Origin of the sequence: Burkholderia sp. Bp8998, from assembly GCF_003854235.1 — a bacterium.
GTDB lineage: Bacteria > Pseudomonadota > Gammaproteobacteria > Burkholderiales > Burkholderiaceae > Burkholderia.
Genome location: NZ_QTQF01000019.1, coordinates 82,679 through 95,125, shown reverse-complemented (window position 1 = coordinate 95,125; position 12,447 = coordinate 82,679). Strand labels below are relative to the sequence as shown.

Genomic DNA, 12,447 nt, shown 5'->3' with positions numbered 1-12,447 from the left:
TTGTAAAAGCCGACACATCGACTCTATCGAAGCCGCTCACCGCCGAAAAATGAATAATCGAGATCAAAACGATCGCTGCGCGAGAAGCGGGTTCGGGGCGCGGATTCGACACGCGCGCACACCCGGCAGGCGCGCCGCCTGCGCGCGCTGCAGCGCCAGAGGATTGATGGCACACTAGGCCGCCCCTTTTTCCATCCGCGGCGCGCGGCTCGCGCGCCCGTTCGCCAGGAGTTCAAACGTGACTGCCCAATGGATCGACATCCCGACCGGTAACGACAGCTTCGGCGGCTATCTCGCGCTGCCCAAGCGCGGCAAGGGCCCCGCCGTCATCATCATCCAGGAGATCTTCGGCGTGAACGCGCACATCCGCGCGGTCGCCGACCAGTACGCGGCCGACGGCTTCGTCGCGCTCGCGCCGGACGTGTTCTGGCGCACGCAGCCGCGCGTCGAGCTGACCTACGAAGGCGCCGATCGCGACAAGGGCATCGAGCTGATGAAGAAGACCGACGTCGGCCTCGCGGTCGCGGACATCGGCGCGGCCGCCGACGCGCTGCGCGCGCGCCCCGAAGTCGCCGGCAAGGTCGCCGGGATCGGCTACTGCTTCGGCGGCCAGCTCGCGTACCGCGCGGCCGCTGCTGCCAAGGTCGATGCGGCGGTCGCCTATTACGGCGGCGGCATCCAGAACGCGCTCGACCTCGCCGGCAAGATCACGCAGCCGATCCTGTTCCACTACGCGGAGAACGACCACGGGATCCCGCTCGACGCCGTCGAGCAGGTGAAGGCCGCATTCGCGGGCCGCCACAACGCGTCGTTCCACCTGTACCCGGGCGCCGAGCACGGCTTCAACTGCACCGACCGCGCGTCATACAACCAGCGCGCATCGGCGCTCGCGCACGGCCGCACGCTGACGTTCCTCGCCGAGCACCTGTAACGGCAGCGGGCAGCGGGCCCGGCGCGCCGGGCCCGCGTTATCCTCCTTTCATCGCCACAGGTCACAACGGGGGTGACTGCGATGCACTCGGACTATCTCGCGCATGACGCGATCGGCCTCGCCGCACTCGTGCGCGAGCGCAAGGCGAGCCCGCGCGAACTGCTCGACGCCGCGATCGGCCAGGCCGAAGCGGTGAACGTCGCGATCAACGCGGTCGTGCTGCAGGACTACGACGCCGCGCGCAAGCGGACGGAGGCGGCACGCGATACCGGCACCGACGCGCCCTTCGCGGGCGTCCCGTATCTCGTCAAGGATCTCGGCGCGGCGGTCGCCGGGCTGCCGCTATCGATGGGCAGCCGCCACTATCGCTACTTCATCCCCGCCGACGACTCACCGGTGATCGCGCGCAGCCGCGCGGCGGGGCTCAACGTGTTCGGCAAGACCAACACGTCGGAAATCGGCCAGATGCCGTACACCGAACCCGAACTGTTCGGCGCGTGCCGCAATCCGTGGAACCTCGATCACACGCCCGGCGGCTCGAGCGGCGGTGCGGCCGCCGCCGTCGCGGCCGGCATCGTGCCGCTCGCGCACGCGTCCGACGGCGGCGGCTCGATCCGGATTCCGGCGTCGTGTTGCGGGCTGTTCGGCCTGAAGCCGAGCCGCAATCCGGTGCTGGTCGACCTGCCGTCGAACGGCGAGCTGGTCGTCCAGCATGCGGTTTCGCGCAGCGTGCGCGACAGCGCGCTGCTGCTCGACGTGACGACCGGCCAGACGCTGCCGCCCGGCGCGCCCGGCACCTTTCTGGGCGAGCTCGACACGCCGCCCGGCCCGCTGCGGATCGGCCTCGTCGTCGAGCCGATGCTCGCGCCGGCGCTGGCCGACGACACGCGCGCAGCGCTGGACGATGCGGCCGCGCTCGTCGAATCGCTCGGCCATCACGTCGAACCGGCGACGCTGCACATCGACTACGCGCGCGCGGCCGAAACCTTTCTCACGCTGTGGGCGACGATCGCCGAGGAGATGGTGCTCGGCGCGCGCACGCTGACCGGGCGCACGCCGAAGCGCGCGGAGTTCGAGCCGGCGACGTGGGCGATGGCCGTCGTCGGCAGGCGCGTCGCCCGCGCGCGCCTGCCGGACGTGCTCGAATGGCAGCGCCAGCTCACCGTGCAGGTCGCGGGCCTCGTGTCGCGCTACGACGCGATCCTGTGCGCGACGCTCGCGGGGCCGCCGGTCAAGATCGGCGAGCTGCAGCCGACGCCGCTCGAAACCGCGCAGATGAAGCTGCTCGGCGCGCTGCCGGTGAAGCCGCTGCTGCGCGAAATGCTCGCGAAGTCCTCGGAGAAGGCGTTCGCGTGGGCCGGCTGCACCGAGCTGTTCAACCTGACGGGCCAGCCGGCGATGTCGGTGCCGCTCTGGTGGAACGCGCGCGGGCTGCCGATCGGCGTGCAATTCGTCGCGCGCCACGCCGACGATGCATTGCTGCTGAAACTCGCGCGTCAGCTCGAACAGGCGCGGCCGTGGTTCGACCGGCGCCCGCCGCTGATGCAGGCGCAGCGCTGACGCCGGCGCCCTCGGCCGGCCGCGAAAAAAAGCCCCGCCGGTTTTGCCGGCGAGGCTTTGACGCATGCAACCGCGTGATGACGCTTACATGGAGAGCCGTTCGCAGATCGTCCGCGTCGCGGTCGCCGCGTTCAGCGTGTAGAAGTGCAGACCCGGCACGCCCGCGTCGATCAGACGCTGGCACAGGCTCGTGACGACGTCCGCGCCGAACGCACGGATCGCGTCGCGATCGTCGCCGAAGCTTTCGAGCCGGCGCGCGACCCAGCGCGGCACTTCCGCGCCGCACATTTCCGAGAAGCGCATCAGCTGCGAGAAGTTCGTGATCGGCATGATGCCCGGCACGATCGGCACGTCCACACCCAGCTTGCGCGCATCGTCGACGAAGCGGAAATACGCGTCGGCGTTGAAGAAGTACTGCGTGATCGCGGAATTCGCGCCGGCTTTCACCTTGCGCGCGAAGTTCTCGAGATCCGCTTTCGGCGAACGCGATTGCGGATGGTATTCCGGATAGCCGGCGACTTCGATGTGGAACCAGTCGCCATGCTCGGCGCGGATGAAGCTGACGAGCTCGGACGCATAGCGCAGCTCGCCAACCGAGCCCATCCCCGACGGCAGGTCGCCGCGCAGCGCGACGATATGCCGGATGCCGTGCGAGCGGTACTGGTCGAGGATCGCGCGCAGGTTGTCGCGCGACGAGCCGATGCACGACAGGTGCGGCGCGGCCTCGAGGCCGTCCTTCTGCATGTCGAGCACGGTGTCGAGCGTGCCTTGCTGCGTCGAGCCGCCGGCGCCGAACGTCACGGAGACGAATTTCGGCTTCAGCGGCAGCAACTGCGCACGCGTCGCGCGCAGCTTCTCGACGCCGTCCGCCGTCTTGGGCGGGAAGAATTCAAACGAGAGTTCGATCGGTTTCATGATTCGCAAGAGTGGGCCCGGCCGTCAGCCGATGTCGCGCTGCCCGAAGATCAGCGCGGACAACAGCCACGACACGATGCTGTACAGGATCGAACCGAAGAACGCGGACCAGAAACCCGACACCTCGAAACCCTTCAGCAGCGACGACGCGAACCAGAAGCACAGCGCGTTCACGACGAGGATGAACACCCCGAGCGTGACGATCGTGACCGGCAGCGTCAGCAGGATCAGCACCGGGCGGATCACCGTGTTGATCAGGCCGAGCACGACCGCGATGATCAGCGCGGTGCCGAAGCTCTTGATGTGGATCGACGGCACGAGGTACGTGATGATCAGCAGCGCGAGGGCGTTGATGACCCAGGTGAGGATGACGCTCATGGAGGGCTCCGGTTCGGTTGTCGATCTGTACGGTCAATGCTCGGTTACCGCCGCCGGCCGCCCCGCGTGCCCGCGGGCACGGCGCGACGGCCGGCGATCCGGCACCGTGCCGCCGACCCGCGCACGCCCGATGCGGGGCGCGCGCGGCACGGCGGCGGCGGCGCATCAGTAGCGGTAGTGGTTCGGCTTGAACGGGCCGTCCTTCTGCACGCCGATGTACGAAGCCTGCTCGTCCGACAGCACGGACAGGTTCGCGCCGATGCGCGCGAGGTGCAGGCGCGCGACCTTTTCATCGAGATGCTTCGGCAGCACGTACACCTTGTTCTCGTACTCGCCGCCGCGCACGAACAGCTCGATCTGCGCGAGCGTCTGGTTCGCGAACGAGTTCGACATCACGAACGACGGGTGGCCGGTCGCGCAGCCGAGGTTCACGAGGCGGCCTTCGGCCAGCAGGATCACGCGCTTGCCGTCCGGGAAGATGATGTGGTCGACCTGCGGCTTGATGTTTTCCCACTGGTACTGGCGGGTCGACGCGACGTCGATTTCCGAGTCGAAGTGGCCGATGTTGCAGACGATCGCGTTGTGGCGCATCGCCTTCATGTGATCGTGGTTGATCACGTGGTAGTTGCCGGTCGCCGTCACGAAGATGTCGGCCTTGTCGGCCGCGTATTCCATCGTCACGACGCGGTAGCCTTCCATCGCCGCCTGCAGCGCGCAGATCGGATCGATTTCGGTGACCCACACGGTCGCGCCGAGGCCGCGCAGCGATTGCGCGCAGCCCTTGCCCACGTCGCCGTAGCCCGCGACGACCGCGACCTTGCCCGCGATCATCACGTCGGTCGCGCGCTTGATGCCGTCGACGAGCGACTCGCGGCAGCCGTACAGGTTGTCGAACTTCGACTTCGTGACCGAGTCGTTGACGTTGAATGCCGGGAACGGCAGGCGGCCGTCCTTTTCCATCTGGTACAGGCGGTGCACGCCGGTCGTGGTTTCTTCGGTCACGCCCTTGATGTGCGCGAGGCGCGTCGAGTACCAGGTCGGATCGGCGTCGAGGTGCTTCGCGATCGACTTGTACAGCGCGACTTCTTCCTCGTTGGTCGGCTTCGCGATCACCGAACGGTCCTTCTCGGCCTTCGAGCCGAGGATCAGCAGCAGCGTTGCGTCGCCGCCGTCGTCCAGGATCATGTTCGCGAATTCGCCGTTCGGCCATTCGAAGATGCGGTGCGAGAACTCCCAGTATTCGTCGAGCGACTCGCCCTTGAACGCGAACACCGGCGTGCCGGCTTCGACGATCGCGGCAGCGGCGTGGTCCTGCGTCGAGAAGATGTTGCACGACGCCCAGCGAACATCGGCGCCGAGCGCCTTCAGCGTCTCGATCAGCACGCCGGTCTGGATCGTCATGTGCAGCGAACCCGCGATGCGCGCGCCCTTCAGCGGCTGCTGCGCCTTGTATTCGTCGCGGATCTGCACGAGGCCCGGCATTTCGGTCTCGGCGATGTTCAGTTCCTTGCGGCCCCAGCCGGCAAGCGCCATGTCGGCGACGATGTAATCCTTGGAAGCCTGGGAATCAATAATGGCGTTCATCACGCCCTCCTTTCTAAAAAAGTTCTAGAAATTGGTGACGTGAGCGCCGTTCAGGAAGCGGGGCCGGCGCGAATCTCGCCGCACGGCTGCTTGGTGAAGCTTTCCGAGCCTGGCGGACGCAGGATGGTCCGTCGCAACGCTCCTCGGAAAACGGGAGGGATTGTAGCAAATCGGCGCGGGAAATGCGCGCCGCGTCGGCGCGCGTGGCCGCAATGAAAGGGTCAGTTCTCCGCGCCGACCCACGCCTGTTCGCGCAATCGCGCGCGCAGGCGCGCGACGGCCTGGCTGTGCAGCTGGCACACGCGCGACTCGCTGACCTCGAGCACCGCGCCGATCTCGCGCAGGTTCAGCCCGCGCTCGTAGTACAGCGACATCAGCAGCTTTTCGCGCTCGGGCAGCCGGTCGATCGCGTCGACGAGCGCCTCGCGCAGGTGGTCGTCCAGCAGCGACGACAGCGGATCGGCGTGATCGACGCGATAGCGGTCGAGGAACGGCTCGTCGTCGGCCGCGCGGTCGAAATCCTCGTAGTAGATGAGCTGGCTGCCGTGCAGATCCTGCAGCATCCCCTGGTATTCGTCGAGCGGCATCTTCAGGTGCTGCGCGATCTCGGTCTCGTTCGCCGAGCGGCCGAGCTGCTGCTCGACCTGGTGCACCGCGTACTCGACCTCGCGCGACGTCTTGCGCAGGCTGCGCGGCAGCCAGTCGTTGCTGCGCAGCTCGTCGAGCATCGCACCGCGGATGCGCTGGGTCGCGTAGGTCTCGAACTGCGCGCCCTGGTCTTCCTTGTAGCGGCCGGCCGCGTCCATCAGGCCGATCATGCCGGCCTGGATCAGGTCGTCGAGATCGACGCTCGCCGGCATCTTCGCGACGAGCTGCAGCCCCAGGCGCCGCACGAGCGGCGCGTATTGCGCGAGCACGTCGGCCTGGGTCATCTTTCCTTGAGCGTTGTACATCATGGCTCTCTCCTTCCGGTGGCGCTCACGCGGCGTGCGCCGCACCCGCCTCGTACGACGGCTTGCCGCCCGCATGCACGGCGCGGCCGGCGCCCAGCCCGGGGCGCATCGGCCAGTACAGCAGGTCGGCGGCAATCTGCCGGTAATCGCGCGCGGCAGCCGACGACGGGAACGCGTCGACCGCGGTACGCATCAGGTCGCGCGCATGCTCGACGAGCGGATCGGCGCTCACGCAGCCGGCGTCGGCGATCGACACCGTCAGGTAGCGGCTCGCGACGCCCGCGAGGTTGTCGAATGCGGTCCTGGCGTCGGCGTGGCTGCCGACGTGATTGGTCAGCACGCGGAACTGCGCGACCGCGTGCGCGAAATGCAGGCGCTTCATGCACGCATACGCCTCGGTGATCGCCTGCGCGGCGACCCGCGTGACGATCAGCACGTCGTGCGCCTCGCGCGCGAGCGCGGAGAACGCACCGTCGGCACCGAGCTGCGCATCGACCAGCACGATGTCGGCCTGGCCGTCGATGAAGTCGCTCAGTTGCGTGTCGCTGTAGCCGTCGCGGGCCAGCCGCGCGGCCGCGCACAGCCCGAACCCGGCGGCGACGCGCGTGCGCTCGCCGTCGCGCAGCCAGGCGCCCGCGAGCGTCGCCGCGGCCGAATCCACGTCGGCGCGCTCGTCGACGACGAGCACGTCCTTGCCGAGCGCGGCCAGCGCGGCCGCGACGTTCACGACGGTAGACGTGCAGCCGACACTCGCCGGCCCGCCCGTCACCGCGACGATGCGCGACGCGCGTCCGGCCAGCAGGCGCCGCAGCCCCTCGGCCTGGTCGATGATCCGTTTATCCAAATCGCACCTCGTGCAGCTCGGCGGTGGAACGTGCGGTCAATGCGGAAAGCAGCGTCGGCATGTCCTCGTCCTGCGGCACGAACGGCGAGCCGTCGCGCGGCACGCAGAACGCGCTTTTCAGCAGGAATTTGGTCGACGCGACGTACAGGTTCTCCGGCACCTTCTGGCCGGTCGACACGTAGTGGACCGGCAGCTTGTAGCGGATCACCGTGTCGAGCACGCCGCCGAGGTGGGTCGCCTCGTCGAGCTTGGTCAGGATGCAGCCGGCGAGATCCGGGGTCGGCCCGTGCGAATGCTCGCCCGCGCCGCGGTACGCCTGGACGACCTCGTTGAGCGTGTCGCCGTGGCTCGTCGCGTTGAGCAGCAACAGGCGCTGCACCGGCGCGTTCGCGCCGTGCAGCATCGCGATCTGGTCCGACAGCGCGCGGTCGCGCTGGCTCATGCCGATCGTGTCGATCAGCACGATGTGCTTGTTGCGCAGCTCGGACAGCGCGAGCTCGAGATCGCCCGCATCCTTCACCGCGTGCACCGGCACGCCGAGGATCTTGCCGAAGATGCGCAGCTGCTCGTGGCCGCCGATCCGGTAACTGTCGGTGGTCAGCAGCGCGACCTTGCTCGCGCCGAAGCGCATCACGCAGCGCGCGGCAAGCTTCGCGGTGGTGGTCGTCTTGCCGACGCCGGTCGGCCCCATCAGCGCGAACACGCCGCCGCGCTCCATCAGCGCGTCCTCGCTCTCGAGCACCGGCAGGTTCGCAGCGAGCACCGACTGCGCCCATTCGGCGGCCTGCTCGAAGGTCTGCGCACCGTCGCCGCTCGGCAGGTTGTCGACCAGCATGCGCACCAGCTGCGCGGAGAAGCCGGCCGAGAACAGGTGCTTGGTCAGCGCGCCGTGCACCGGGCTGCGGCGCTGGCGATCGTGCCACATCAGGCTGTCGAACTGCTCTTCCATCATCCCGCGCATCGCGCCGAGCTCGTGCATCACCGTGTCGTTGACGATGCTCTCGATGCGCGCCTTCACCGCGTCGGCCACCGCGGCGGCCGCGTCGGCAGATGGGCGCGTGCGTTCGGCCGGCTTCGCGGCGCTCGTTTCGCTGGGGCGGGCCGCGGCGGCCGCGGACGGCATCCTGCGTTCGGCGTCGCGCACGATGTCACGCGCCCAGCCGGCCGGCGTTGCGGGTGCGGCGTCCTGCTGCGGACGGGCCGGCGCTTGCGGTGCGGCCGGTGCCGCCTGCGCGCGGGCGATCAGCGCTTCGCGCTGCTGCGTCAGGCGCTTCGCGTGCTCGACGAGCCACGGCGCGGGTTCGGACGATGCCGCCGACGTGCCGGCGGCGGGCGCCGGCGCGGCCGGCGACGGCGATACCGCGTCCGTCGCGTGCGCGTCGGCGAAGGCGGCCGGTTCCGCAGCCGGCTCCGTCGCTTCGGCGCTCGCGCCGAACACCGACGAGAACACGTCCGGGAGCCCGCCATCGCCTGCCGCATACGGATTGACGGCCGGGCGCGCGAGCGCGGCACCCGGGCGCGACACGATGCCCGGGACGGCTGCGGCCGGCACGGATTCCGGCGCGCGCGGCCTGCGCGCTCGGGCGGCGGCCGGCGGCGTGACCGCGGCGAGATCCGAGTCGGCGAGCGCGACGATTTCGACGCTGCCGTCATCGAGCGTGCGGTTCGACAGCACGACGGCGTCGGCGCCCAGTGCCTCGCGCACGAGGCGCAGCGCGTCGCGGCTGGTCGCGCCGGTGAATTTGCGAATGTTCAAGCGGAACCCCCGATGACGTTAACGACTTTGATCGTGCGCGTGTCCGGCACTTCGGCATACGACAGCACTTTCAGTTGCGGCAGGCTGCGGCGCAGGAAACGCGCGAGCATCGCGCGCAGCGCGTGCTGCACGAGCAGCACGGGCGGCAGCCCCAGATTCTGTTGACGCAGCATCGCCTGTTGCGTGCCGGTCAGAAGGTTGTGCGCGAGGCCGGGTTCGAGGCCCGGGTTCGCGCCGGTGGCGAGCGCCTGCGACAGCACGCGCTCGAGATTCGAATCGAGGCCCATCACCTGCATCTCGCCCGCGCCCGGATACCACTGCTGCGTGATCGCGCGGCCGAGCGACAGCCGCACCGCGGCGGTGAGCTCGTACGCGTCGCCGCGGCCCGCGTGTTCGGACACGGCCTCGAGGATCGTGCGCATGTCACGGATCGGCACGCCTTCCTCGAGCAGGTTCTGCAGCACTTTCTGCAGCGTCGTCAGCGAGATCGTCTTCGGCACGAGGTCCTCGACGAGCGACGGCGCATCCTTGCCGGTGCGCTCGACGAGCGCCTGCACTTCCTGGCGGCCGAGCAGTTCGGCCGCGTGCTGCACGACCAGATGGTTCAGGTGCGTCGCGACGACCGTGCTCGCATCGACCACCGTGTAGCCGTACACCTGCGCCTGCTCGCGCATCGCGACGTCGATCCACACGGCCGGCAGCCCGAACGCCGGATCCTGCGTCGTGACGCCCGGCAGCGCGGCCGTCACCTGGCCCGGGTTGATCGCGAGCCACTGGCCCGGGAACACTTCGCCCGCGCCGATCTCGACGCCCTTCAGCGCGATCCGGTATGCATTCGGTCGCAGCTCGAGGTTGTCGCGGATGTGGATCACCGGCGGCAGGAAGCCGATTTCCTGCGCGAATTTCTTGCGGATGCTCTTGATGCGCTTGAGCAGCTCGCCGTCGCTGTTCTTGTCGACGAGCGGAATCAGCCGGTAGCCGACTTCGAGGCCGAGCGGATCGATCAGCTGCACGTCGTCCCAGGTCGCCTCGTGGCTGTCGCCCGGCAGCGCGGCGGGCGGTGCGATATCGGTCACGTCGCCGGCCGCCACGCGGGCCGCCGCGCGGCGGGTCTGCGTGCGGGCCAGCCAGATCGCGCCGCCGCCGAGCGCGAGGAACGCGAAGTGCGGCATGCCCGGGATCAGCCCCATCAGCACGATGATCGCGCCGGTGATGGTCAGCACGCGCGGGTTGGTGAACAGCTGGCCGGTGATCTGCGTGCCGATGTCCTCGTCGGTCGCGACGCGCGACACGATCACGCCGGCCGCCGTCGAGATCACGAGCGACGGAATCTGCGCGACGAGGCCGTCGCCGATCGTCAGCAGCGTGTAGTTGGTGCCGGCCGCGGCGAACGACATGTCGTGCTGGACCATCCCGACGATCAGCCCGCCGATCACGTTGATCGCCATGATGATCAGGCCCGCGATCGCGTCGCCGCGCACGAACTTCGACGCGCCGTCCATCGACCCGTAGAACTCGGCTTCCTGCGACACGGCGAGGCGGCGCTTGCGTGCCTGCTCTTCGTTGATGAGGCCCGCGTTCAGGTCGGCGTCGATCGCCATCTGCTTGCCGGGCATCGCGTCGAGCGTGAAGCGCGCGGACACTTCGGCGATCCGCCCCGCGCCCTTCGTGATCACCATGAAGTTGATGATCATCAGGATCACGAACACGATGATGCCGACCGCGAAGTTGCCGCCGACGAGGAAGTGGCCGAACGCCTCGATCACCTGGCCGGCAGCGTCCGGCCCCGTATGGCCCTCGAGCAGCACGACGCGCGTCGACGCGACGTTCAGCGACAGCCGCAACAGCGTCGAGAACAGCAGCACGCTCGGGAACGCCGCGAAGTCGAGCGGCTTCATCGTGTACATGCTGACGAGCAGCACCATCACCGACAGCGCGATGTTGAACGTGAACAGCAGATCCAGCAGCAGCGGCGGCAGCGGCAGGATCATCATCCCCAGGATCATGCAGATGAGGATCGGACCCGCGAGCGCGCGCAGGTTGGTGCCCGCGAACGGGTTCGGGCGTTTGGCGAACAGGCCGGTGATCGGGGTGCTCATGCTGCGTTCCCTTGCTTGCCGAGCGTGTCTTCGACTTCTTCACGCTCGTCGTCGGCCGATACCGACAACCCCTTGTCGAGTTCGGCCGGCACGTCGAGATCGACCGGCGCGGCCGGGAAGGCGCCGCCTTCCGAGCGGAAGCGCCGCAGCTGGTAGACCCATGCGAGCACCTCGGCGACGGCCGAGTACAGCGAGCCGGGAATCTCGCGTTCGAGTTCGACGTTGTGATACAGCGCACGCGCGAGCGGCGGCGCCTCGAGCAGCGGCACGTTGTGCTCGGCCGCGAGTTCGCGGATGCGCGCGGCGACGAGATTCACGCCCTTCGCGACGACCTTCGGCGCGCGCATCTCGCCGTCCGTGTATTGCAGCGCGACGGCGAAGTGCGTCGGGTTCGTGACGACCACGTCGGCCTTCGGCACGGCGGCCATCATCCGGCGCCGCGCGATCGCGCGCTGCTGCTGGCGGATGCGGCCCTTCACGTGCGGATCGCCTTCGTTCTCGCGATGCTCGCGCTTCACTTCTTCCTTCGTCATGCGCAACTTCTTGTTGTACTGCCAGATTTGGTAAGGCACATCGAGCGCGGCGACCACCAGCATCCCGGCGACCGTCGTGCCGCAGCACACGGCGACCAGATGCATCGCGTCGGCGAGCGCCGAGCCGAGCGGCTGGGTCGCGAGACCGAGCAGCTCGTCCTTGCTGCGCCAGATCGCGATCCCGCCGATCCCGCCGACGACGAGCGTCTTCGCGAGCGACATCCCGAGCTGGATCGGCCCCTGGATCGAGAACATCCGGCCGAGGCCCGAGATCGGGTTCAGGCGCTCGAACTTCAGCTCGAAGGTTTTCTGCGAGATCAGCCAGCCGCCGAGCGCCATTGGCGCGAGCAGCGCGGCGAGGCCGGTGAGCGCGAGGATCGGCAGCAGCACGGCGAGACCTTCGAGGCTCGCGCTGCCGGCCGCCGACAGCATCCGGTGCGTGTCGAACGCAGTGGCGCGGTCGAACGCGAACGCGCCGCGCAGCATCGTCTGGAGGTGCGCACCCGACGGGCCCGCGAGCAGCCATGCACCGTAGAACCCGGCCGCGAGCAGCGCGAACGAAGCCAGTTCGCGCGAACGCGCGACCTGCCCTTCCTCGCGCGCCTTCTCGCGGCGCCTCGGAGTGGCGGCTTCGGTTCTGTCGAGATCGCTCTCGTCTGCCACGGGGCCTCCAGTCGGGTACGGCGAAATGCCGCTTTCCAGTGACACCGATTATTCATGCGCACGTCAAACGCCGATCGGTCGAGCAAAGCCGGGAAAGGGGGGTATTTCGGGGAATCGGGCGGGCGGGGGCGGCGGGAGGCGGCGGGCAGGCGCGGCGCGCGGGAAGACGATGGCAACCGCGTTCGCGGGTGGGGGCGGTGAAGCCGATGAGAGGGGCAAGCGAATGAGCGG

General features: G+C 68.9%; 10 protein-coding genes and 1 riboswitch. Of the genes, 2 read left to right on the top strand and 8 right to left on the bottom strand.

The features are described 5' to 3' along the window. Window positions 1-238: 238 nt before the first annotated feature. Together DIE06_RS19900 and DIE06_RS19895 are read left to right on the top strand one after the other, a co-directional pair. Entirely contained in the window at window positions 239-931 is a 693-nt protein-coding gene (locus tag DIE06_RS19900; protein ID WP_124662817.1) for a dienelactone hydrolase family protein, read from the top strand. A gap of 81 nt (window positions 932-1,012) precedes the next feature. After that, window positions 1,013-2,491 carry an amidase gene (locus tag DIE06_RS19895; RefSeq protein ID WP_124662816.1) on the top strand — a complete coding sequence of 493 codons (1,479 nt, stop codon included), beginning with the start codon at window positions 1,013-1,015 and terminating at the stop codon, window positions 2,489-2,491. An 84-nt stretch (window positions 2,492-2,575) separates the two neighbouring features. Here DIE06_RS19895 and metF read toward each other — a convergent pair whose 3' ends face one another. The 8 genes from metF to flhB all read right to left on the bottom strand — a co-directional run bounded on the left by metF (window position 2,576) and on the right by flhB (window position 12,216). Next, entirely contained in the window at window positions 2,576-3,406 is an 831-nt protein-coding gene (gene metF, locus DIE06_RS19890) for a methylenetetrahydrofolate reductase [NAD(P)H] (RefSeq protein WP_124662815.1), read from the bottom strand. 24 nt (window positions 3,407-3,430) lie between these two features. After that, window positions 3,431-3,784, bottom strand: coding sequence for a phage holin family protein (locus DIE06_RS19885; protein ID WP_006477367.1), 354 nt, complete (start codon window positions 3,782-3,784; stop codon window positions 3,431-3,433). A gap of 165 nt (window positions 3,785-3,949) precedes the next feature. Continuing rightward, complete coding sequence (ahcY, locus tag DIE06_RS19880; protein WP_124615156.1) at window positions 3,950-5,368, bottom strand: adenosylhomocysteinase; 1,419 nt, start codon at window positions 5,366-5,368, stop codon at window positions 3,950-3,952. A 34-nt stretch (window positions 5,369-5,402) separates the two neighbouring features. Further along, window positions 5,403-5,519: riboswitch (S-adenosyl-L-homocysteine riboswitch) on the bottom strand. Window positions 5,520-5,589: 70 nt separating this feature from the next. Then, entirely contained in the window at window positions 5,590-6,324 is a 735-nt protein-coding gene (locus tag DIE06_RS19875; RefSeq protein WP_124662814.1) for an RNA polymerase sigma factor FliA, read from the bottom strand. Between the two features lie 22 nt (window positions 6,325-6,346). Then, window positions 6,347-7,165, bottom strand: a complete 819-nt coding sequence (locus tag DIE06_RS19870) for a MinD/ParA family protein (RefSeq protein WP_124662813.1) — start codon at window positions 7,163-7,165, stop codon at window positions 6,347-6,349. Then, window positions 7,158-8,921, bottom strand: a complete 1,764-nt coding sequence (gene flhF, locus DIE06_RS19865) for a flagellar biosynthesis protein FlhF (protein WP_124662812.1) — start codon at window positions 8,919-8,921, stop codon at window positions 7,158-7,160. The genes DIE06_RS19870 and flhF overlap by 8 nt, the downstream gene beginning before the upstream one ends. Beyond that, window positions 8,918-11,020 (bottom strand): flagellar biosynthesis protein FlhA, encoded by a 2,103-nt coding sequence (gene flhA / locus DIE06_RS19860; protein ID WP_124662811.1) that lies wholly within the window; start codon window positions 11,018-11,020, stop codon window positions 8,918-8,920. Before flhA ends, flhF begins: the two co-directional genes overlap by 4 nt. Beyond that, window positions 11,017-12,216 (bottom strand): flagellar biosynthesis protein FlhB, encoded by a 1,200-nt coding sequence (gene flhB, locus DIE06_RS19855; protein WP_124662810.1) that lies wholly within the window; start codon window positions 12,214-12,216, stop codon window positions 11,017-11,019. Before flhB ends, flhA begins: the two co-directional genes overlap by 4 nt. Between the last annotated feature and the right edge of the window lie 231 nt (window positions 12,217-12,447).